Here is a 22,462-nt window from a genome sequence, read left to right as displayed (position 1 = left end):
TTTGTTCCACCTTGGTGCGGTGTGTTGTCTGCCTCCTGGGGGGTAGTATTTTCTCCCTTCCGCGCTCGCTCGCTTCCCTCTGCTTTCCTCTCCTTCCCCCCCCCCCCCCCCCCCCGGTGCTGTGCCGGGGTGTCCCGGTGAGTTCGAGGCGGCTCAGCCGATGGGCTCGGGCATCGGCACCACGGCGTACGCGAGCTCGATCGAGTCCCCGGTGGCCGGGTCGCCCAGCTCGACGCGCCAGCTGTCGGCGAACTGGTCCACGTCCGCGGCCATCGGAATGGTCCCCGAGATCAGGACGGTGCCGGGCGCGAGGTCGCCGCGGGCGCTCAGGACGTCCGCCCAGTAACGCGGAGTGAGCAGTTCGGCGAGCGTGCCATGCTGGATCTCGGTCTCCCGGCCGTCATGGGTGACCCAGGCGCGCAGCGTCAGCTCGTCGATCCGCGGCTCCACGTCGGCCAGGCGCCAGGCGCGCCGGGCGAGGACATCGGGCCCCGCGTTCTTGCTCCAGGCGACCCCGTGCACCTCGAGATCGCGGTCGGTGTGGTCACAGGCGGCGGTGAGCAGCAGTTCCCCGTCGTCCGCCACGACCAGGGCCCATTCGGCCTCGCCGGAGGTGCGGGCGTGCTGCGCGGCGACGCGATCCGTCTGCTGGGCCAGGTAGGGAGAGACGGGATACAGGGCAGGCGTCACCGAGGGCGCGGGCACTCCGAGCTCGGCGAGTTCCGCCACATGGGCGGCGACGTCGTCCTGGCTGCGCCCGGCGTATCCGGCGTTGAGCACGTGCACGACGTCGACGTCACGGGTGGATCCGTCGGGCAGCTCGAAGGTCAGTACAGACATGGGCACTCCCAGAGAGGCGGGTTGCGACACGGTTAACTTTTCCGGCGCAGGGGTTGCGCATACGACCTGTATACAAGAAGTATGCCGAAAGGTCGATGTCCCCTCGACGCAAGGACGGGCAACATGCAATACACCCAGCAGGGTGATCAGGCGGCATCCCCCAGCCGCTCCGGCATCCGTCGGGCCTTCTTCGCCAGCCTCACCGGCACCGCGCTGGAGTGGTACGACTTCGCCGTCTACTCGGCCGCCGCGGCGCTGGTCTTCGGCGACCTCTTCTTCCCCTCGGAAGACCCCCTCACCGGCACTCTCCTGGCGTTCTCCACCTACGCCGTCGGCTATGTCTCGCGCCCGCTCGGCGGATTCGTCTTCGGTCGTCTCGGAGATGTGATCGGCCGCAAGAAGGTCCTCATCGCGACCCTGGTCCTCATCGGTGTGGCCACCTTCGCCATCGGCCTGCTGCCCGCATACGGCACGGCCGGCATCGTCGCCCCGATCTCGCTGGTCGTCCTGCGGTTCGCCCAGGGCGTCGGTGTCGGCGGCGAGTGGGGTGGCGCCGTCCTGCTGTCCAGCGAGTTCGGCGACCCGCGCCGCCGGGGCTTCTACGCCTCCGCCGCGCAGATCGGACCGCCCGCCGGCAACCTCCTCGCCAACGGTGTCCTGGCGGCCCTCGGTGCCCTGCTGACGGAGCATCAGTTCCTGTCCTGGGGCTGGCGTGTGGCCTTCCTGCTCTCCGGTGTCCTGGTCGCCTTCGGCCTGTGGATCAGGACGAAGCTGGAGGAGACCCCCGTGTTCAAGGCGATGGAGGCCGAACAGACCCGTCCCGAGGCGCCCATCCGCGAGGTGTTCACCACCCAGCCGCGCGCCCTGTGCGCCGCGATCCTCTGCAGGGTCGGCCCCGATGTGCTGTACGCGATGTTCACCGTCTTCGTCCTGACCTACGCCACCGACCGCCTCGGCATGTCGCGCGGCTCCGCGCTGACGGCCGTACTCGTCGGATCCTCGTTGCAGATCTTCCTGATCCCGTTGGCCGGTGCCCTCTCCGACCGGGTCAACCGGCGCCTGCTGTACGGCTGTTCGGCCATCGCCGCCGGCGTGTGGCCGTTCGCCTTCTTCCTGCTGATCGACGGCGGCTCGTGGCCCCTGCTGGTGTTCGGAGTGGTCATGGGCCTGGTCATCCACTCCTTCATGTACGGGCCGCAGGCCGCCTTCGTCGCCGAGCAGTTCTCGCCCCGGCTGCGCTACACCGGCTCCTCGCTGGCGTACACGCTCGCGGGTCTGATCGGTGGCGCGGTCGCCCCGCTGCTGTTCACCGCCCTGCTCAGTTCCTACGACAGCTGGGTCCCGCTCGCTCTCTACATCGCCGTCGCCGCGGCCGTCACGCTCACCGGCCTGGCCCTGGGCAGGGACTCCGGCCAGGCCCAGAAGGAGGACGCGCTGCTCGCGGCCTCCCAGGAGGCCGAGCCCGTCGCCCGAGTCCGGTGACCTTGGCCCGACACTCTTCCTGTACCCGTCCATCCCTCCCCGCGCCGAAAGGTGGTTCACGGTGCGCATCGCACTGAGTCAGCTCGTCACCGGACCCGAACCCGAGAAGAACCTCCGCCTCATCGAGGAGTGGACCGAGCGCGCGGCGGAGGCCGGCGCGGACGTCGTCGTGTTCCCCGAAGCGTCCATGGCCTGCTTCGGCACCCCGTTGGCACCGGTCGCCGAGCCCCTGGACGGTCCGTGGGCCACCGCCGTGCGGGGCATCGCCGAGGCGGCTGACGTCGTCGTGGTGGCGGGCATGTTCACCCCGGCTCCCGACGGCCGGGTGTCCAACACCCTGCTCGCCACGGGACGCGGGGTCGAGGCGGCGTACGAGAAGATCCATCTCTACGACGCGTTCGGCTTCGCCGAGTCCGACACCGTCGCCGCGGGCTCGCGCATTGTCACCATTGACGTGGCGGGCGCCCGCTTGGGCCTGGCCACCTGCTACGACGTCCGTTTTCCGGAGCTCTTCCGGGCGCACGCCGACGCGGGCGCCGTGGCGACGCTGCTGGCCGCGTCCTGGGGCGCGGGGCCGGGCAAGGTCGACCAGTGGGAACTGCTGGTGCGGGCCCGGGCACTGGACGCCACGGTGTGGGTCGCGGCCGTCGATCAGGCCGACCCCGCCACCGGGGGAGCGGTGCCCCGAGGAACGGCGCCGACCGGGGTCGGGCACAGCCTGGTCGTCGGCCCCGACGGGACCGTACGCCATCAACTCGGCGCCGAGCCGGGGCTGTTGGTGGCGGACCTGGACGTCGAGGAGGTGGCGTCGGTCCGGGAGAGGATCTCGGTGCTCGCCAACCGTCGGCTGGGGCAGCGATGACGGGCAAGCCGGAGCTTGAGTTCCACGTCCCAGGCGGGCCCTGGCGCGCGCCGGTCGGGTCGGGGCCGGGAGTGGCCGAGCAGGTGCTGGCCGAGGACGCGACGGGCGAACGGCGTACCGTGCTCGTGCGCTGGGATCCCGGCACCGACACCTCCGCGGAGGGCGTGGCCCGCCACGGGTTCTGGGAGGAGGTCTACATCCTCGAAGGCTCCCTCCACGACCTGACGCTCGACGAGACCTTCCCGCGGGGGACGTACGCGTGTCGCCCGCCCGGCATGCCGCACGGCCCGTGGACGTCGCCCGACGGCGTCACGATGCTGGTGGTCACGTATCCCGCGGACGAGGCTGGCTGACGGGGGCGGGCGGCCTCCGCCTTACGGAGGCGCCGTCGCCGCGCCGCTGACAGCGGGGGTGCGGGGCCGGCGGCAACCCCGGCCGCTGGCCCGGGCCGGTTCCGGCGATGCGCGCGGGGCCGGCCGAGGGTGACCGCCGTGGGCGCCAGGTTCCTGCACCCCCGCATCACTAGCCGGCGAGCAGCACCTTCAGTGTCGACTCCAGGTGGCTGTCGATCGCGGCGCACGCGGCCGCCGCGTCGCCGGCGGCGAGGGCGTCCACGATCGCCCGGTGCTCGTCGAGCACGGCTTCCTGGCGCCCCTGCCGGTTGTACAGGGCCACCACACCGGCCCGGACCTGACGGCTGCGCAGCCCGTCGTAGTGCCGGTCCAGCAGCGCGTTCCCGACGGCCGACACGAGTGTCGAGTGGAAGCGGTGGTCCACCTCGATGAACTCCTTGGCCTGCTCGGGGCCGCTCAGCGCGCGCTGCCGCTCCAGGAGTTCGACCAGCTCGGGAACGGGGCCTCCACCCGCCCCGATGACCTGCTCCGCCGCGTACCGCTCGACGATCCCGCGCAGCTCCATCAGTTCGGTGATCTCCCGCCCCGACAGCGGGGCCACGCGGGCCCCGCGCTTGGGCACCAGCTCGACCAGGTCCTCGGCCGCGAGGAGGAGCAACGCCTCCCGGATCGGGGTGCGCGAGACGCCGATGCGGTCGGCGATCTCCTGTTCCGAGAGGTACTCGCCCTGCATCGCCGGATCCGTCAGCACCGTGTCCTTGAGGTACGCGTACGCCTTCTCCCGACCTGACGCCACCACTGCCCCCTGAGATCGCATACACCTTGTATACGGAAGTTACCACGACGCCGTCGGGCTTGACTTGAAGTGCGCTTCAAGCTCCAGACTCCCGTTCGAGCCCGCGGATGCCGGGCCTCAGGGGAGGACACACCCATGAAGTACCGCATGATCGGCACCGATCCGAAGACCCGCCGTGAGGTGAGCGTGCTGGCGCTCGGCGCGATGCTGTTCGGCTCGCTGACGGACGAGAAGACCTCCTTCGCCGTACTGGACCGCTATGTCGAGGCCGGCGGCACCTTCATCGACACCTCCGACAACTACGCCTTCTGGGTCGACGGGAGCCAGGGCGGCCAGAGCGAGGCGCTGCTCGGACGGTGGCGGCGCAGCCGCGGTATCGGCGACGAGATCGTCATCGCGACCAAGCTGGGCGCCCGCCCGCTGGCCCCCGGCACGAGCTACACCGACAACGCGGAGGGCCTGTCGGCCAAGGTGATCCGGGAGGCGGCCGACCGCAGCCGGGAGCTGCTCGGGGTGGAGCGCCTCGACCTGCTGTACGCGCACATCGAGGACCGGACCGTCGCGCTGGAGGAGACGGTAGAGGGGTTCGCCGGACTGGTCGCCGAGGGCAGTGTCGGACTGCTCGGAGTGAGCAACCACGCCGCCTGGCGGGTGGAGCGCGCCCGGGCGCTGGCCGCCGCCGCGGGCCTGCCCGGCTACGAGGTGCTGCAGTACCAGCACAGCCATCTGCGCCCGCGCACCGACGTACCCGACGCGCTCTTCGAGCACGGCAGCCTCGGCGGAGCGACACCCGATCTCCTCAGCTACCTGCGGGCCGAGCCCGATCTGACCCTGGTCGCCTACTCACCGCTGCTCGGCGGGGCGTACGTACGGGAGGACAAGCCGCTGCCGGCCGACTACGACCACCCCGGAACGGCCGCCCGGCTCGCGGTGCTGCGGGAGGTGGCGAAGGAGACGGGAGCGAGTGTGAACCAGGTCGTCCTGGCCTGGCAGATCGGCGGGACCCTGCCCGTGGTCCCGCTGGCCGGGGCATCCTCCGTGGCCCAACTGGAGGAGAACCTGGCGGCGGTGGACCTGGAACTGACGCCGGATCAGCGCGCCCGTCTGGACGCCGCGCACTGACGCGGCTGCCGGGCGCCGTCGGACAACGCCGACGGCGCCACGGCTGCGGGGCCGGCTGGAATGGCGTGCCGTTCCCAGGACGGTGGCGTCAGCCGCGACGTGCGCCCTCAGTCGCGGTGGGTACGAGGCCTCAGCCGCGACGTGCGCCAGCCCTCAGCCGCGGCGTGCCCGGGCGAAGCCGACGACCTGCTCGCCGAGCAGCCGCAGCCGCTGCCGGAGTTCGGCGTCCTCGATCGCCCCGTCGACGACGACCGGTGTCGCGGAGTTGACCGTCACCCCGAGCGGGGTCGGCCAGCCGCGCAGGGCGTGGACGATCCCGCGCAGGCTGCTGAGCGTGGCGACCGTCCCCTGCCAGCCGGCCGCGCAGGTCACGCAGCCGACGGCCCGTCCCTCCAGGTAGGGGCGGGTGTCGTCGCGCAGGTCCTCCAGGTAGTCGAGGGCGTTCTTGACGAGCCCCGAGACGTTCCCGTGGTAGCTGGGTGAGGCGAGGATGAGGCCGTCGCACGCCCGGACGGCTTCGACCAGCGCGACGGCGCGCTCGGTGCGGTGGCTGCTCGCGGGCTGGTACATCGGCAGGTCGAGGTCGTCGGCGGTGAACAGCTCCACGCGCGCGCCGGCTTGTTCGGCCGCTTCGAGTGCCGTGCGCATGCAGATCTCGGAGGAGGAACCGCGGCGGGCGGTTCCGCCGAGCCCGACGACGAGGGGCCGGTCGGCCGCGTGCGGTGCGCCGGTCGCCGGGTGGTCTGTGAGCACGGTCGTCATCATGAGTTCCTCTCGGGGTCTGCCGGGGCGTCGTGCGGTTCGGGGCCGGCGTCGAGGAACCCGGGTCCGCGGCTGGGCGTGACGTTGTTGATGGCGATCTCCTCGCCGCACACGTCGCAGGTGAGCTTCGGACGGGTGACCTGACCGCAGTTCGCGTGGGTGAGCACGATCGGGGGGCCCTCCGGCCCGGCGAGATAGGTGTCGCCCCAGCGCATGAGAACCACGATCGCCCCGAACAGCTCCCGGCCGGAGGCCGTGAGGCGGTATTCGAAGCGCTCCGGATCGTCGGCGTACTGCACCCGGTCGAGCAGGCCGACGTCGACGAGCTTGCGCAGACGCGTGGAGAGCGTGGGCCGCGGAATGTTGAGATTGCGCGCGAGCTGCCCGTAGCGGCGTACGCCGAAGAACGCCTCGCGCAGGATGAGCATGGTCCAGCGCTCGCCGACCAGGTCCAGGGCCCGGCTGACCGAGTCGCCGTCGAATCGGTGCGTCAGATCGGAGGGGTCGGCCGCCGTCCCGAGCCCGTGTGCGTGTCCGGGACCGTTCATGTCGCATGCTCCTCGGTGTACGTGCCGAGAGCCGCGAGAACGCGTGCTCCCGCCGGGTCGTCGGCCGTCGCCGGAACGATGCCCACATGGTCGGCCCCGGCGGCGCGATATGACTCCACCGCCGCCTCGACCTGGTCTCGGGTGCCGATGGCGCCGACGGACTGGAGCAGTTCGAGAGGGATCGCCGCGGCGAGGGACGCGCGCGGCTCGCCACCGCGCGCACGCTCGACGAGCTCGCCGAAACCGAGCCGGGCGAACATCTCGCCGTAGCCGGGTGGTTTGAGGTAGACGGCGATCTGCGAGGCGAGCTGCCCGATCGTGGCGGGGCCGGGGTCGAGGGCCGCGGAGACCCAGACGGCGAGCTCCGGGGGCCGGCGCCCGAGCTGCCGTGCCCTTGTGTCGACTACGGCTCTCGTCTCGGCGACCTGCTCGGGGCTGACCAGGTTGACGACGACTTCGTCCGCGTGGTCGGCGGCGACCCGGGTCATGTTCGCCCCGAAGGCCGCCACGGTGATCGTCGTACGCGGGGGAGGGGTGCGCAGCCGGAACCCGTGCGTGCGGATCTGCTCGCCGTCGAAGTGAGCGGGCTCCCCGGCGAACAGGGCGCGCAGGACGGCTACCGCTTCGCGCATCCGCGGCGCGGCCTTCGCGTAGGGACGGTCGTGCCAGCCCGACACGATGGCCGGACTGGACGCTCCCAGGGCCAGGCCGACCTCGGCGCCGGTGAGCGTGGCGACCGAGGCCACACCGAGCGCGAGCGCGACCGGGCTGCGGACCCCGACGGCGAGCGGCCCGACCGTCAGCCGCATGCCCGGAGCGCGGATGCCGATCGCGGTGGCGAGAGCGAACGCGTCGAAGGTCGCCATCTCACCGATCCACATGCGCCGGTAGCCGTGGCGCCGGGCCGCGACGGCGATGTCGACGGCCTCCGTGTCGGGACGGTCGAGCCAGAACGGCGCCACCACGCCGAGCCGGCCGGCGGTCACAGCTGGACCGTTTTCGCCGGCAGCCCGAGCAGCAGGCGGCCGGTGAGTTCAAAGGTCGCGGCGTTGACCTGGAAGTGCGCGGTGGCGGTGTGCGCGTCACGGAACCGGCGCTGCAACGGCGAATCCTCGTAGATGGCGGTGCCCCCGCCGAGGTCGTACAACGAGCGCGTCACGTCGGCCGCCGTTCGTACGGCGTGTGTTGCCGCCAGACGCAGGCCGAGGCGGTGCTCCACGCCGACGACGCCGTCCTGGGCGGCGGCCCATGCTTCCTCGATCGCGGCGTAGTAGCCGGCGCGGGCCGCTCGCAGGGCTGCTTCGGCCTCGGCGACGGCGGCTTGGGTCGCCGGGCGCTCGGCGAGCGTACGGCTGGAACCCTGACCGACCTTGCCGACGGCGAGCTCGATGAAGTCGTCGATCGCTCCGCGGGCGTTGCCGAGCGCGGCGGACGCCACCGACAGCGCGAAGTACCCGAACAAGGGGAAGCGGTACAGGGGCGTGTCGACCCTGGGCGGCGTATCGACGATGGAGAAGCAGCGGTCCTCGGGCACGAAGAGGTCGGTCGCGACCACGTCGTGGCTGCCGGTGCCGCGCAGGCCGGTGGTGTGCCAGGTGTCGAGGATCTCCAGTTCCGCCGTAGGGAGAGCGACGACGCGCAACTCCGGGGCTGCGCCCGCTCCGTCCTGCGGGTCGCCGGTGACGAGGACCGCGCCGGCGAAGAACCAGTTGGCGTGCGTGATGCCACTGGAGAAGGGCCACCGCCCGGTCACCCGGACGCCGCCGTCGACAGGCGTGGCCTTGCCGCGAGGGGCCCAGACACCTGCCGCGATGTCGTTCTCGCCGCCGAGGAGGTCCGCCGCGGTGTCCTTGGGGAGATACGCGCCGAGGAGGCTCGAGGTCGCGGCGATCGCCACGCACCAGCCGGTGGCGGCATCGCCCCGCGCTATGCGTTCGGCGGCGGCCAGCAGCACCGCCGGTGGTGCTTCAGGGGCACCGATGTCGGCGGGGCCGCCGGCCCGCAGCAGGCCGGAACGCCGCAGAGCGGCGACCAGTTCGGGGGACAGGGCGCGGTTCCGCTCGGTGGAGGCGGCCTGCTCGCGGGCGAGGTCCGCGATGCGCTCGGCCTCCTTCGCGAGATCGGCGACAGGCGGTGCGGCAAGGGTCGTGAGAGGCGACTCCAAGGCCGTCCCCTTTCGGTTCAATGGCTTTACCGGTTCAAAAATATTACCGCTATTCGGCCGGGCGTCAATGGAGCTGGAGAGAAGAGGGAAGTCGGGACGAGCAGCCGTCGGGGCCGCCGAGCAGGGCGACGCCGGTCCGGCACGGCGATGGCCGCAAGCCGTACGGCAGACTCAGCGCCGGTCCCGTCGCGTGGACCGGCAGGCGGCGAGGAGGAGCGCGATGTCGTCCGGGCGTTCGGTCGCCTGGCGGGCCTCTTCGGTGAGCAGGTCCGCCGTCGCGGCCAGCGAGGGCCCGCCCGGCCGGGACCGCGGAGTGCCCGCGCGGGACAGGGCCGCGCACAGGGCCGCGATGCCCTCGTCGATGTCCCGCCCCGGGTGTTCGACCAGCCCGTCCGTGTAGAGGGCCAGCACGGCGCCCGGCCGCAGCGTCAGGTCCGTCACCGGGTACACCGCCTCCGAGTCGACGCCGAGGACGACGCCTCCGGGCAGGTCCAGGACCTCGGTACGGCCGTCCGGGTGGCGCAGCAGGGGCTGCGGGTGCCCGGCCCGGACGGCTCGGACCTTGCCGGTGCCCGGGTCGAGCCGGAGGTAGCAGCAGCTCGCGAACTGGCCCGGGTCGAGGTCGATGAGCAGGCGGTTGGTGCCGCTCATCACCTCGTCCGGAGGCTGGTCCCCGAGCGCGAACGCGCGCACCGCGCTGCGCAACTGCCCCATGGTGGCTGCCGCCTGGACACCATGGCCCTGGACATCACCGATGACCAGGGCCAGCCCGTCACCGGCCTCCACGACGTCGTACCAGTCACCGCCCACATCCATCCCCTGGGTGCCCGGCAGATAGCGCCCCGCCGTGTCGACAAGCGGATGGGCCGGCAGCCGGTGCGGCAGCAGGGCTTCCTGCAGCCCGCGGGCGAGGGCGGCCTCCGTGTCGTAGCGGCGCGCCCGCTCCATGGCCTGGGCGATCAGTCCGGCCAGAGCAGTCAGCGCCGTGCGTTCCTCGGTACTGAACGTGCGGGGGCGTTCGAAGCCGAGGATGCAGGAGCCGACCGGGCGTCCGGAGGCGATCAGCGGAAGGAAGGCCCGGGCGCCCTCCGTGGCGTCCAGCGGGATGCCCGGGTAGGCGGCCGCCATCTGGGGCATCGACTCGAAGAAGATGGGCCGGCCGCTGGTGAGCGTCTCGACGCCCGGCAGCGCGGCGTCCAGCCCGATGCCGTCGAAGGGGGCGAGGAAACCCGGCGGGAAGCCCGTCTCCCAGGCGAGATAGAGATGCCGCTCCTGCAACAGATAGATGGCCAGCCGACGGCCCCCGAACGCGGGCAGCAGCTCCCGCATCACCACTTCGGACACCTGCCGGGCGGTCACCGCCTCGGTCAGTGCGATGGCCAGCACGATGGGGCGGTACAGCGGTGCGGTCGGGGTGACACCCCCCACGGGCCCCTGGCCGGCCGCTTCCTCGTCCGTGAGCAGCCGCGCGTCCATGGGGGCGGACTGCGCGGCCGAGGCGGCCCGGCCCACGGGGACCACCTTGCAGGCCAGGCTGTCCGGGCCCGGATGCACGGACAGCGTGAGCCACTCGCCCTCGTCCTCCGTCCCGCCCCCGCTCCTGTCCTCGGCCGACCGCGGCCCGCCCTCCGTTCCCGGCGGCCGGCGGACCTGGAAGTGCACCGGCTCCGGCGACAACAGCGCTCCGCGCAGATGATCCTCGTACCTGGGACGGTTCAGCCAGGGCACGGCGTCCCACAGGGAGCGGCCCATCAGCTCCGGACGCGCCCGGCCCAGCAGTTCGGCGGCGCGCGGATTGGCGTAGGTGATCTGGCCCAGCCGGTCGAGCGCGAACACCCCTTCGGCGAGCAGGTCGGTCGCTTCCGCCGCGGCGGGGCCCGGGCCGGGGTCGATGACGAGCCCGTTCACCAGGGGCGCCGGACCGGGCGGGTCGTCCGGGCTCCAGAGCTCGAGCAGACGTTGTCCGCCGGCCTGGGCGCGCAGCGTGAGGGGAAGGGGCGGCGGCCGTCCGGTGGCTGTCTCGGCCAGTGCGGCCAGCAACCGTTCGGCGTCATCGGGAGAGACCGCGCGGGCGAGCGCCTCGGGAGTCCCGGGGAAGTCCTCGGGCTTGGTGTCGAGCAGGTCCCACAGGGCGTCGTCGCCGGTCACCGTCGCCTTCGCCGGATCCCAGGTGAAGCGGCCGAAGCGGGCCGGCGAGGCACCGAGTGCCGGTGGCCGCACACACAGCGGTTCCCCGTCCCAGGTGATCCTCGGGCGGTCCTCCTCCAGCGCCAGCAGAGCGGCGCCCAGCTCCTCCGCCACGGCCGTCATCCGGTCCCGGTCCGGCGGGGCCTCGGTCGCGTCCTGGACGGAGGGATGCAGCACCGTCAGCACCCCGAAGCGGCTGGAACCCCCGACGACCGGGACGTACATAGAACCGAACTGGAAGGGCAGACCGGCGGCGAGCTGCGGATAGCGGCGCATCGTCTCCGTGGCATCGGCGAGCAGCACCTCGGTGCCGAGCCGGTGTGCGTCGGCGACCGGAAACGGCCGTTCCACGCTCATCCGCCACCAGCCGCGGAACAGCGGCCCCGGCAGCCCCGCAAGCACGGCCAGTCTCAGCAGCCCGGGCGTACGCGAGCGCAGGTACACGCCCCCCGCGAAGCCGCCGACCGCCCGGATCGAGTCCGCCACGGCGTCGGTGAGCAGCGCGGCCAGCCGTTGCTGCGCGCGCTGCGTATGCTCGGCGCTCCCAGTCATCGGTCTGTCCTCGTCCGCGTACCGCCAAGTCGGTAACACAGCAAGAATGCGCTTCTTCGGCCCGCCCGCGCACCTCGACGCGACAGTTCGTACGACGACGCAGGTGCGCGCCGGTGCCGTACTCCGGGCATGCCCCTGACGCTCCGCGGCCTCGTCCGGCCGGGGCTCGGGCCGCCGCCGCGCTGCGCGGGCGTGGCGGCCGCTCCTCCGGAAATGCGGTGCGCATCCCGTACGGCGACTGGTTGTATGAGGCGTGATCGAACTCGACGGCCAGGCGTACCCCGGTGACCGGCGGACGGATGACCACGGACACCCGCCCGGGAACGGCGGAGGCGCTCAGTGAGTGGACTGATGCACGCCCACGAGATGCCGATCGACCTGACTCTGGTACGTCGTCTGGTGTCCGAGCAGTTCCCGCACTGGGCCCACCTCCCCCTCGCGCGGCTGCGGTCCGCGGGGACGGTCCATGCCGTCTACCGCCTCGGCGACGCGTTCACCGTGCGGCTGCCGCGGGTCGAGGGAGCCACCGGCGACGTCCTCAACGAGCACCACTGGCTGCCCCGGCTGGCCCCGCTGCTCCCCTTCCGCATTCCCGAGGTGGTCGGAAAGGGCGAACCCGACGGGGCATACCCATGGCCCTGGTCGGTGCACCGCTGGGTCGAGGGCGAGAACCCGCTCCCGGACCATCTCGCCGACCCCTCTTCTCTCGCTCTGGACCTGGCCCGCTTCATCACCGCCCTGCGGCGCGTCGACACGCGGGACGCCCCGCCCGCCTACCGCGGTGGTCCACTCGCGGAGGCGGACCAGGAGACCCGCGACGCGATCGGGCAGCTGGACGGGATCATCGACACGGCGGCGGCGAGCGCGGCCTGGGACGCGGCGCTGCGGGCGCCCCTGTGGGCCGGTCCGCCGGTGTGGGTGCACGCCGATCTGATGCCGGGCAACCTGCTCGTCGTCGAGGACCGGCTCAGCGCGGTGATCGACTTTGGCACGATGGGTGTCGGTGATCCCGCGTGCGATCTCATCCCGGCGTGGAACCTGCTGCCCGGCCCGGCTCGTGATCTCTTCCGTACGGAGTCGGGCGCCGACGAGGCCACCTGGCAGCGCGGCCGTGGCTGGGCCCTGTCGATGGCGCTGATCCAGCTCCCCTACTACAAGGACTCCAACCCGGTCATCGCCGCGAACGCGCGCCATGTCATCCGCACCGTCCTCGCGGACCGCGCGACAGGAGTCACGGCCGCCGATAGATGGTGAGGGAGTGGCCGACCTCGTCGACCGGCCTGCTGGTGTCGATCAGTTCGGCCAGCCGGCCCTCCGCCTTGGCGACCGAGGAGTCCGAGACGACGAGCAGCCCGTGCACCGAGTCCAGGGGTGCCTTGCGGGGATCGGACGCGTGGATGCCGTACTGGGCGGGTACACCGCTGCCCTTGTAGACGAGCCAGACCCGTTCGCCGGGATAGCGCAGGCGCAGCCGGTCGGCGAGCCGTCCCAGGTCCTGGCCCCAGTCGACGTTCGAGTCGTGCAGCCGCAGATGGGTCCGGGAGGTTCCGCCGAACGCCTCGTTGGAGTACGGCAGATAGTAGGGGTACGTCAGCAGCGAGCTGACCGCCACGAACAGCACCAGCGCCGCCGTCACCAGGTGCGCCCACCGTCGGCGCAGCATGACCACGCCGGCCGCCGCGACCGCGAGGAACACCGGCATGAACAGGGCGTACCGGACGCCGAGATCACGGGACCCGAGCATGGCGGCGGCCAGCAGGACGGCCGGGGGAGCGAGCACGTACGGCGCGGCGGGCCGCAGCCGGCGGACGGCCCCGAGCACGACGGCACCGGCGGCCCACAGCGTGAGCATGCCGAGCGGCGTCTTGATGAGCAAAGCCGTCGGCAGGTAGTACCAGAGCGCGCCCCGGTAGTGCCGGCCGAGCAAGAAACCCTCCCAGGTGGAGTACTCGAAGCCGAACTGGATGCGCATGCCGTCCCGGTACGGCTGCGGGAAGGGCAGGCGGTCGGCGATCAGCCCGCGCATCCCGTGGATGTCCGGCACCTGGGCCGGTGCCGTCCACCGCAGACGGGGATCGACGGCGAGGTAGGTGGCCCACACCACGGCCACGGCCACCAGCGCCACACCGGCCGCCGCCGCGACGCCAAGTGCCAGGAGCCGCAGGCTCGGGCGCGCGCCCACGGTGCGTGTCCGGCGGGCGGACCACACGGACAGGACCACCAGGCACAGCAGCACCGGCACCGCCGGGAGCACGCTCATCTTCGTTGCCGCGGCCGCTCCCAGTGCCGTCCCTGCGAGCGGCAGATACAGGCGCGGCCGGTCGCGTGCCCGCCACACCAGCCAGGCCGACGTGAGCAGGAATCCGGCCGCCGGCACATCGAGGGTCGCCAGCGACCCGTGCGCGATGAGATCGGGCGAGAGCGCGTACAGCGCCAGTGCCACCAGGCTGCCCGCCGAGCCGGTCAGATCACGGGCGAAGGCGAGGACCACCAGGCCGAACAGCAGCGTCAGCGTGATCACCGGCAGCCGCGCCCACAGCATCAGCCGCCCGGGATCATTGCCCGACTCGTACAGCAACCGGCGCCCGAGCTCCGTCTGGTTGCCGGTGAAGTGCGGATCGAGGTGCGGGTGGGCGAAGGCCAGACCGCTGCCGATGATCAACTTGCCGAGGGGCGGGTGCTCCGGGTTGAAGCGCAGGTCGTGCTGTTGCAGATAGACCACCGCCGTACCCGCGTACACCGGCTCGTCGATGGTCGGCGTCTGCTCCACGGCCGTGGTGACCATCGCGACCGCCATCTCGACCAGCAGCGCGATCACGGCGAACGTGAACAGCCAACGCCGGTGCTGCCGCAGACGGTCGAAACGGGCGGTGCGCCCCTCGCCGGTCACCGGCGTGGACGATCCGTCACCCGGAGGGCCCACCGGCGTGGGCGGCTGCTCCGCGCCGACCGGAGCGGCGCCTGCCGAGGCGCGCTCGCCGTCGCCGGGATCGAGGACCGCACGTCGTTCCCGCGTCATCGTGCCATCACCCCGGTGGGTGTTCCGGCCAAGCCGCCACTCTCCCTGTCCGCCGAGGCTGACGACCTCATGGCCCCACCTTCCTGCCTTCTGTACGGAATCCTGCCCGGAACGGTTCAACGTCCGCGCCCCGGCTGCTTCCTCGCCCGGCGGCAGGTGGTGCGCCTCTGCGACGCGCGACGGCCCTGGACAACGGGAGTTGCCGCGCCCCGACGCACCTGACGAGTTCCTCACATCTGTCGGTCAGGGTCGACGCATGATCACTCCCACCTCTGCACCCCCTTCCTCACCGAGCGGAGTCTCCGGAGGAAGCAGCGACCGCAAGCGGCCGGCACGCCATCTGCGGGCTACGGGCGCGGTCCTCACCGCCGCGCTGCTGCTCGCCGGCTGCGGCGTCGGTGCGGCGGCGACGGGCCGGGAGGTCGGCCCGGCTTCGGCCGGGGAAGGCGAGGCCGGACCGGCCGCCGCTCCGGTGGCGACTAGGGAGGCGGCGCCCCGGCAGCTCCCGGGCCTCGGACCCAGGACGCTGGCCCAGGTCCCGCCGACGGCACAGCAGGCCGTCGTGGTGACGGGCCGGGGCAGGAACTCGCCCGTGTCGACCGTGGTCCTGTACGAGCGTTCCGCGGCCGGCTGGCGGGCCGGGGCGAGTTGGCCGGCGCACAACGCCCTCAAGGGGTGGACGGACGATCACCGGGCGTGCCGGGTACTGCGCCGGGACGACGACATACCGGTCCTCATGCTCACCGCCCGCTCCACGGAGGACGACGTACTCCTGGGCCTGGAACTCGGCGCCGACGACTACATGACCAAGCCGTACAGTCCCCGTGAGCTGATGGCCCGCATCCGCACCGTGCTGCGCCGCAGCGGACGTACTGGCCTCGCACAACGCGACGACCCCGCCGTACGGGCCGCCGGGATCGCCGTCGACCCGGTGCGGCACGAGGTGCGGTGCGACGGCTCGGCCGTGGAGTGCACGCCGGCCGAGTACGCGATCCTGCTGGCCATGGTCGCCGAACCCGAGCGGGTCTTCTCCCGCCGGCAGCTGCTGCAGTACACGCGGGGCATCGACCGCGCGTCGACCGAGCGGGCCGTGGACGTGCACATCATGAACCTGCGCAAGAAGATCGAGGCCGATCCGCGCAAGCCGGTTCGTCTGGTGACCGTTTTCGGGGCCGGCTACAAGCTCAGCGGGGAGCGCGGGTGAGCCGGGCCCTGCCGCTGCGCAAGAGCCTGCTGGTGCGGCTGCTGATCACCTCGGTGCTGATCGCCATCTGCTCCGTGGCGGCCACCGCGTGGCTGGCGGTGCAGACCACCACTCAGGCCCTCCAGGAGGAACAGGGGCAAGTGCTCGCCGATGACACCGACATCCTCCGGCAGCTCAGCGGTTACGCCGCCACCCACCCCGACTGGTCCGGCGTCAAGAAGACCGTCCGCGCCCTCTCCGACCGAACCGGCCGGCGCATCGCGCTGACGACCCCCGACCGCACGACGATCGCGGACTCCGCGCCGGGCACGACCGCCTTCCCGCCCCGTGCCACCGCCGTCGTGGACCCCCTGCACACCGACACGTTCACGGAGCCCGGCGCGCAGGTGAACGGTGTCGATCCCCGTGCGGTGGGGCCGTACCGGCTGACGTCCGCGGAACGCGACCAGGTCCGTGTGCTGGCCGAGAAGCGCCGGCGCTGCTTCGCCGCCAACGGGCTGCAGACCGCGATCAAGCAGCTGCCCAGCGGCCGCAGCGTCCTCACCGACCCCGAGGGAAGCTCCGCGGACGGGTATGTGCCGACGGAGTGCGCCGACGGCAGGCTCAACACCCCGACGGCCACCGAGGCCAAGGCCCTGGGAGCACTGACGAAGAGTGTCACCGCGTGCCTGGACCGCCATGACGTGGCGCTCTCCGCACCCTGGGCCATGACGCTCGACTTCACGAGCTCGGGCATCCGTGCCAAGTACATCGGGGGAAAGGTCGCTCCGGACCGGCGGAGCGACGCCTCCGGGCAGACGGCGGCGTGCCTCGACAGCGCCCGCCGTCAGCAGCTCGCGCCGTATGTCGCCCCGGCCGCCGAACTGTTCCTGGGCAGCGCGGACAGCACGGTGCCCCGCTTCGACATGTCCGCGGCCAACAAGGCCAAGGTCGTGGGCGTCGCGGGTCTGGTCCTCGCCCTCACCGTCGCGGTGACCGCCGTGGTCGCCACCCGGCTCGTACGTCCCCTGCGCGCCCTGACCCAGGCGGCCCAGCAGCCACCGGAGCAGCATGTACGGGTGCCCGTCACCACCCGGGACGAGACCGGCATCCTGGCCATGGCCTTCAACGAACTGACCGAGCGCCGCGAACGCATGGAGGCCCAGCGCAAGGCGATGGTCAGCGACATCGCCCATGAACTGCGCACACCGCTCACCAACATCCGCGGCTGGCTGGAGGTCACCCGCGACGGACTCGTCGACCCGGATCCGGAACTGCTCGCGTCCCTGCACGAGGAGGCGCTGGTGCTCCAGCGCGTCATCGACGACCTTCAGGATCTCGCGGCCGCCGACGCGGGCACGCTCGGGCTGCACCCGGAACCGGTCCGCGCCGACGAACTGCTCGAACAGGTCGCCGCGGCGCATCGCGTCGGGGCGGAGGCCGCGGGTGTCGTGCTGCGCACGCGCGTCGACGGCACTCCGTGGCTCGACGCGGACCCCGTCCGCATGCGGCAGGCGCTCGGCAATCTGGTCTCGAACGCGACCCGCCACACGCCGGCCGGCGGTACGGTCACCCTCGCCGCGCGCCGGGAGTCCGATCATGTCGTCCTCGAGGTGGCCGACACCGGCAGCGGCATCGCCGCCAAGGATCTGCCCAGCGTCTTCGACCGGTTCTGGCGCGCGGAGAAGTCCCGCAGCAGACGCACCGGTGGCAGCGGTCTCGGTCTGCCCATCGTCCGCCAACTCGTCGCCGCACACGGCGGCACGGCCACCGCGACCAGTGAACTCGGCGTCGGCTCGGTCTTCATCCTGCGCCTGCCCGCCGCCGGGGCACCGGCTCCGGCCGCCGCTGCGACCGACGACGGCTGAACCGGGGCGTCCCCGGGCGCGACAACGCGGCGCACGCCGAGGTATTCCCGCTCACCGTGGTGGCGTCGGCACCAGGACCCGTGGTCCTGCTCACCACAGGGATCTGGTTGCCGCGGCCGCCTCGGCGCAGGGTGTCCTCATGAACACGACTCAACTGTCGGCCGCCAGGAGCCGGGTGACACCGCTGCGTGCACTGCTGGGCGGGACGTACGTCCCCCGCCATGACCGGACCGGGCCCCGTGCCCACGCGGGCCGGTGGCCCCGGGCGGTTCACCGGAACACGTTGTCCGACTCCTCCCAGATCGAGGGATCGCCCCGCATGTACTCCCGCGGGACCCTCGAGGACGTCTGATACATCGCGTCGATCTCGGCGGCGAAGCGCTGCACGATCGCGTCCCGGCGCAGCTTCATCGAGGGCGTGAGCAGACCGTTGGCCAGGTCGAAGGGCTCCGGGAGGACACGGAAGACCCGGATGGACTCCGAGCGGGACACCGTGCTGTTGGCCGCGGCAACGGCGCGTCTGACCTCCTCCCGCAGCTCGTTCTCCTCCCGCACCTCCCGGCCGGGCGCGTCGCCCTGCATGATCCGGGCGGTGCGCCAGTGCGCCAGGAAGTCGGGGTCCAGGGTGATGAGGGCGCCCACGCAGGGGCGGTTGTCGCCCACGACCACCGCCTGGTGGATCAACGGGTGGACGCGCAGGCGCTCTTCGAGGCTCGCGGGAGCCACGCTCTTGCCGCCGCTCGTGATGATGATGTCCTTCTTGCGGCCCGTGATGGACAGATACCCCTCGCTGTCGAAACGGCCGATGTCGCCCGTCGCCAGCCAGCTGTCCTCAAGGGCGGCATCGGTGGCCTGGGGGTCGTTGATGTAGCCCTGGAACACCGAGGGCCCCCGGACGAAGATCTCCCCGTCCTTGGCCACGTGGATGTCCGTTCCCGGCAGCGGGCGGCCCACCGTGCCGAACTTCTCCCGGCCCACCGGCTGCGCGGTGATCCCGCCGCTGGTCTCCGTGAGCCCGTAGCCGTCGTGGATGAAGATCCCGATACCCGAGTAGAAGAGGGCGAGTTCGCGGTTCAGGGGCGAACCGCCGGACACCCCTCCGCAGACCCGGCCGCCGAGTGCGCCACGAAGCTTTCGGTACACCGTCTTCTCGTAGAAGGCGTGTTGCAGGCGCAGATCGAATCCGGGCGCGGGGCCGGTCCCCAGCCGGTGCTGCTCGTTGGCCGTGGCGAAGTCCGTCGCCGTACGGACGGCGCGCTCGAACAGCGCGCCCCGGCCGCTCCGTTGGGCCGAGCGAAGGAAGTTCTTGTAGATCTTCTCGAAGACGAACGGCACGGCGTAGACGTACGTCGGCCGGAAGGACAGGAAGGCCGCGGAGAGGGCTTCCTCGCGCACGTCCGGCTCATGGCCCAGCAGCAGTCCGCCGCGCAGACAGAGGCCCTGGACCATGATCCCGTACACGTGCGAGAAGGGCAGGAAGGCGAGGACCGCCGGCTGTTCGCCGGGGGCGGCCGCCGTGTGCCCCCAGCCTGCCAGCAGGGTGTCGCAGGGGCTCGCCAGGCTGCGGTGGGAGAGCGCGCAGCCTCGGGGAGGTCCCGTCGTACCGGAGGTGTAGGCGACGACCGCGGTCGAGTCGGGCATCACGATCCGGCGCAGCGAGTCGACCGTCATCGGCGGGATCGCCCGGCCCCGCTCGACCAGATCCGCCAGCGCTCCGGTGTCCAACTGCCATACATGGCGCAGCTGCGGGAGCGTGGCGCACGCGGAGGCGACCGTCATGACGCTCTGCTCGTCCTCGACCATCACGGCGACGCAGTGGGCGTCCTTGAGGATCCACGAGACCTGCTCGTGCGACGACGTGGGATAGATCGGGACGATCTCGGCGCCCACCGTCCACAGCGCGTAACTGAGCGAGGTCCACTCGTAGCGGGTGCGCGCCATGATGGCCACGCGGTTGCCCGGCGCGATGCCCGAGGCGATGAGTCCCCTGGCCAAGTCGACGACCTCGTCGCGCAGTTCGGCGGCGGTCATCGGGGACCAGCGCCCGGCGGAGTGATCTTCGCGGCGGGCGATCTGTGGCAGGTCAGGGGTACGCAGTGCCGTGTCGAAGAGACTGTCGGCCAGTCCTCCCTGGATCAGTCCAGTGGCCATGGGAGGAATTTTGAACTGGTGCATGCGCCGCTCCGCAATTCTCCGCGACGTGACCTCACCGAGAGGCGCTGGGTCGAGGATCTCGAATGTAGCCCACAGCAACGACCCCTGCGCGAGGATTCATGAGCAGAGCTGCACGGATCGTGACCCCGGCGGTCGGCGCCGCTGAAGCCTGCCCGGTCAGGCGGGCGACAGCAGTACGTCGACGGTGTCCGGCCGGCCCTCGGTGAGGACCGGGTTGCTGCGCGTGGAGACGAGGTCGCCGGTGGCGACCGCCCCGGAGCCGTCCAGATCGGCGTGGACGCGCACGGTGTAGCGGGCGTGCGGATCGGGTGGCGGCACGTCCAGCGTGAGCCGGGTGATGCCCGAGAGGCGGATGCCGGGGGCAACGGTGCGGGCGACGACACGTGCCGGGGCATCGGCCGCCATGACCTCCTCGACCTGCACCCGCAGCGTCACGGGTACGTCGGGTACGGGGGTACCGGGAGCGACCGAGACGTCGATTTCTACGCTGCGCATACGCTCACCCAGACCTTGTTGACCGGCATATTCCCCGCTACTTTCCGCAAAATAGCGCCCGGCGCGCGAGGGTGGGAAGTCGAAAAACCAGGGGGAACGAAGATGGCCAAAGCGGCGTCCAGTGGTACGGGTGGGGGACACGGGGAATTCCGTTCCTCGGGCGGTGTCAGGACCGCATTGATCGACGGCGTCAGTTTCGCCGCCAAACCGGTCCAGTACGTGGAGATCGACGGCCTTGCTCTCTTCGAGGGAGACATCGTTCTCGGCACGATCGCGGAAGTGGCACAGCGCACCAGCGAACTGAAGGCGGAGTCGGAGGGTAAGACTCCGGAATCGGCCGTCATCATCACGGGCCGTCAATTCCGTTGGGCGAACGGCCTGGTCCCGTTCGAGATCGACGGCGGACTGCCCAGTCAGCAGCGCGTGACCGATGCGATCGCGCATTGGGAGTCCCGGACCAGGATTCGATTCGTGCAGCGGACGTCGGCGAATTCGGGTCAGTTTCCCGACTTCGTGCGCTTCGTTTCGGGCGGCGGATGTTCGTCGATGGTCGGGCGCCGGGGCGGCCGTCAGGACATCACCCTCGGCACGGGCTGCACGACGGGCAACTGCATTCACGAGATCGGGCACTCGGTCGGGCTCTGGCACGAACAGAGCCGCGAGGACCGCGACAAGTTCGTGACGGTCGTCTGGGCCAATATCCAGGCCGGCTTCGAGCACAACTTCGACCAGCACATCTCGGACGGCGACGACATCGGGGCGTACGACTACGGGTCGATCATGCACTATCCGCGCGACGCGTTCTCCAGCAACGGCAAGGACACCATCGTGCCCACGGTGCAGGGCGCCGTCGTCGGCCAGCGCACGGGACTGAGCACGGACGACATCGCCGCCGTACACGCGATGTACGGGCCGTCACCGGCTTCGGGTCCCGTGGTGTCGTGGGAGTCCGAGCGGCTCGACGTCTTCGGGATCGGGACCGACTCGGCGCTCTACCACAAGTGGTACGACAACGGCTGGGGCCCCGGCGTCAAGGACTGGGAGTCCCTGGGCGGGGTCTGCATGACCCGGCCGACATCGCTGGCCTGGGCCCACGACCGCCTCGACGTCTTCACCATCGGGACGGACTCGGCCCTGTTCCACAAGTGGTGGGACGGCAGCAACTGGGGGCCCAGCGTCAAGGGCTGGGAGTCCCTGGGCGGCATCTGCACCAGTCCGCCCGAGGCGGTGTCCTGGGGCCCCGACCGACTGGACCTGTTCGTGGTCGGGACGGATTCCGCGCTGTTCCACAAGTGGTGGGACGGCAACAGCTGGGGTCCGAGCGTGAAGGGATGGGAATCCCTGGGCGGAATCTGCATGGGGGATCCCGTCGCCGTTTCCTGGGGTGCGAACCGACTCGATCTCTTCGTGGTCGGGACGGATTCGGCGTTGTACCACAAGTGGTGGGACGGAAATTCCTGGGGCCCGAGTGTAAAGGGCTGGGAATCCCTCGGTGGAATCTGCATGGGTCAGCCCGTCGCGGTCTCCTGGGGCCAGAACCGCCTCGACCTCTTCGTGGTCGGGACGGATTCGGCGTTGTACCACAAGTGGTGGGACGGGAACGCCTGGGGCCCGAGCATCAGCGGCTGGGAATCCCTAGGCGGAACCTGCATGGGGAAACCGTCCGCTGTTTCCTGGGGTGCGAACCGACTCGATCTCTTCGTGGTCGGGACGGATTCGGCGTTGCAGCACAAGTGGTGGGACGGAAACGCGTGGGGCCCGAGCGTCAAGGGCTGGGAATCCCTCGGCGGAATCTGCACCAGCCCGCCCGCCGCCGTCTCGTGGGAACCCAACCGCCTCGATCTGTTCCTCACGGGCACGGATTCCGCGCTGTTCCACAAGTGGTGGGACGGAAAGGCCTGGGGCCCGAGCGTGAAGGGCTGGGAATCCCTGGGCGGCATCATCACCCGTTTCACCGACTAGCCTCGAAGTTTCGTGACGGTCCGCCGATGGAGTTGGTGGGCCGTTTTCGTGCCGTGGGCTGAGGCTGTGCAGGCCGAAGGCCCGAGTGTCGC

The 22,462-nt window shown here is 71.4% G+C and carries 17 protein-coding genes and 1 pseudogene; 8 read left to right on the top strand and 10 right to left on the bottom strand.

Going from position 1 to position 22,462, the window contains the following annotated elements:
• Positions 1–153: 153 nt before the first annotated feature.
• Positions 154–840 carry a DUF2848 domain-containing protein gene (locus tag ACFWM2_RS40345; protein WP_383291363.1) on the bottom strand — a complete coding sequence of 229 codons (687 nt, stop codon included), beginning with the start codon at positions 838–840 and terminating at the stop codon, positions 154–156.
• Positions 841–963: 123 nt separating this feature from the next.
• On the opposite strand from ACFWM2_RS40345, the gene ACFWM2_RS40340 reads away from it, so the two are divergent.
• From ACFWM2_RS40340 to ACFWM2_RS40330, 3 genes are all read left to right on the top strand, one after another.
• Positions 964–2,322, top strand: coding sequence for an MFS transporter (locus ACFWM2_RS40340; RefSeq protein ID WP_383291361.1), 1,359 nt, complete (start codon positions 964–966; stop codon positions 2,320–2,322).
• Between the two features lie 61 nt (positions 2,323–2,383).
• Positions 2,384–3,184 (top strand): carbon-nitrogen hydrolase family protein, encoded by an 801-nt coding sequence (locus ACFWM2_RS40335; RefSeq protein WP_383291359.1) that lies wholly within the window; start codon positions 2,384–2,386, stop codon positions 3,182–3,184.
• Positions 3,181–3,537, top strand: a complete 357-nt coding sequence (locus tag ACFWM2_RS40330) for a cupin domain-containing protein (protein ID WP_383291357.1) — start codon at positions 3,181–3,183, stop codon at positions 3,535–3,537. Before ACFWM2_RS40335 ends, ACFWM2_RS40330 begins: the two co-directional genes overlap by 4 nt.
• A 169-nt stretch (positions 3,538–3,706) precedes the next feature.
• Here ACFWM2_RS40330 and ACFWM2_RS40325 read toward each other — a convergent pair whose 3' ends face one another.
• Positions 3,707–4,333 carry a GntR family transcriptional regulator gene (locus ACFWM2_RS40325; RefSeq protein ID WP_383291373.1) on the bottom strand — a complete coding sequence of 209 codons (627 nt, stop codon included), beginning with the start codon at positions 4,331–4,333 and terminating at the stop codon, positions 3,707–3,709.
• A 135-nt stretch (positions 4,334–4,468) separates the two neighbouring features.
• On the opposite strand from ACFWM2_RS40325, the gene ACFWM2_RS40320 reads away from it, so the two are divergent.
• A complete protein-coding gene (locus ACFWM2_RS40320; protein WP_383291355.1) occupies positions 4,469–5,455 on the top strand; it encodes an aldo/keto reductase in 987 nt (328 codons plus the stop codon).
• Between the two features lie 153 nt (positions 5,456–5,608).
• On the opposite strand, the gene ACFWM2_RS40315 is transcribed toward ACFWM2_RS40320, so the two are convergent.
• The 5 genes from ACFWM2_RS40315 to ACFWM2_RS40295 all read right to left on the bottom strand — a co-directional run bounded on the left by ACFWM2_RS40315 (position 5,609) and on the right by ACFWM2_RS40295 (position 11,668).
• Positions 5,609–6,217 carry an NADPH-dependent FMN reductase gene (locus ACFWM2_RS40315; protein ID WP_383291353.1) on the bottom strand — a complete coding sequence of 203 codons (609 nt, stop codon included), beginning with the start codon at positions 6,215–6,217 and terminating at the stop codon, positions 5,609–5,611.
• Positions 6,217–6,765, bottom strand: a complete 549-nt coding sequence (locus tag ACFWM2_RS40310) for a winged helix-turn-helix transcriptional regulator (RefSeq protein WP_383291351.1) — start codon at positions 6,763–6,765, stop codon at positions 6,217–6,219. Before ACFWM2_RS40310 ends, ACFWM2_RS40315 begins: the two co-directional genes overlap by 1 nt.
• Entirely contained in the window at positions 6,762–7,751 is a 990-nt protein-coding gene (locus tag ACFWM2_RS40305) for an LLM class F420-dependent oxidoreductase (protein WP_383291349.1), read from the bottom strand. Before ACFWM2_RS40305 ends, ACFWM2_RS40310 begins: the two co-directional genes overlap by 4 nt.
• A complete protein-coding gene (locus ACFWM2_RS40300) occupies positions 7,748–8,929 on the bottom strand; it encodes an acyl-CoA dehydrogenase family protein (protein WP_383291347.1) in 1,182 nt (393 codons plus the stop codon). Before ACFWM2_RS40300 ends, ACFWM2_RS40305 begins: the two co-directional genes overlap by 4 nt.
• Before the next feature lie 171 nt (positions 8,930–9,100).
• Positions 9,101–11,668, bottom strand: coding sequence for a SpoIIE family protein phosphatase (locus tag ACFWM2_RS40295; RefSeq protein ID WP_383291345.1), 2,568 nt, complete (start codon positions 11,666–11,668; stop codon positions 9,101–9,103).
• A 351-nt stretch (positions 11,669–12,019) separates the two neighbouring features.
• On the opposite strand from ACFWM2_RS40295, the gene ACFWM2_RS40290 reads away from it, so the two are divergent.
• Positions 12,020–12,922 (top strand): aminoglycoside phosphotransferase family protein, encoded by a 903-nt coding sequence (locus ACFWM2_RS40290; protein ID WP_383291371.1) that lies wholly within the window; start codon positions 12,020–12,022, stop codon positions 12,920–12,922.
• Here the strand turns inward: ACFWM2_RS40290 and ACFWM2_RS40285 are convergent.
• The gene (locus tag ACFWM2_RS40285; protein WP_383291343.1) at positions 12,900–14,687 is read right to left on the bottom strand and encodes a phospholipid carrier-dependent glycosyltransferase; all 1,788 of its coding nucleotides are present in this window, start codon (positions 14,685–14,687) and stop codon (positions 12,900–12,902) included. The genes ACFWM2_RS40290 and ACFWM2_RS40285 overlap by 23 nt on opposite strands.
• A 682-nt stretch (positions 14,688–15,369) precedes the next feature.
• Here ACFWM2_RS40285 and ACFWM2_RS40280 point away from each other — a divergent pair.
• Positions 15,370–15,891: pseudogene (locus tag ACFWM2_RS40280) on the top strand (winged helix-turn-helix domain-containing protein); the annotation flags it as partial.
• Positions 15,888–17,738, top strand: a complete 1,851-nt coding sequence (locus tag ACFWM2_RS40275) for a sensor histidine kinase (RefSeq protein WP_383291341.1) — start codon at positions 15,888–15,890, stop codon at positions 17,736–17,738. The pseudogene ACFWM2_RS40280 and the gene ACFWM2_RS40275, both read left to right, overlap by 4 nt.
• Positions 17,739–18,008: 270 nt before the next feature.
• Here the strand turns inward: ACFWM2_RS40275 and ACFWM2_RS40270 are convergent, their stop codons facing one another.
• The gene (locus ACFWM2_RS40270; protein ID WP_383291339.1) at positions 18,009–19,913 is read right to left on the bottom strand and encodes an AMP-dependent synthetase/ligase; all 1,905 of its coding nucleotides are present in this window, start codon (positions 19,911–19,913) and stop codon (positions 18,009–18,011) included.
• A gap of 156 nt (positions 19,914–20,069) precedes the next feature.
• A complete protein-coding gene (locus ACFWM2_RS40265) occupies positions 20,070–20,408 on the bottom strand; it encodes a hypothetical protein (RefSeq protein WP_383291337.1) in 339 nt (112 codons plus the stop codon).
• Positions 20,409–20,585: 177 nt separating this feature from the next.
• Between ACFWM2_RS40265 and legP the strand changes: the two genes are divergently transcribed.
• Positions 20,586–22,370 (top strand): Dot/Icm T4SS effector Zinc-dependent metalloprotease LegP, encoded by a 1,785-nt coding sequence (legP, locus tag ACFWM2_RS40260; protein WP_383291335.1) that lies wholly within the window; start codon positions 20,586–20,588, stop codon positions 22,368–22,370.
• Positions 22,371–22,462 lie beyond the last annotated feature (92 nt).

This window comes from Streptomyces sp. NPDC058371 (assembly GCF_042723265.1).
Classification (GTDB): Bacteria; Actinomycetota; Actinomycetes; order Streptomycetales; family Streptomycetaceae; genus Streptomyces.
Note: the sequence above shows the minus strand (reverse complement) of the source record. Positions and strands in the feature narration are given on the sequence as shown.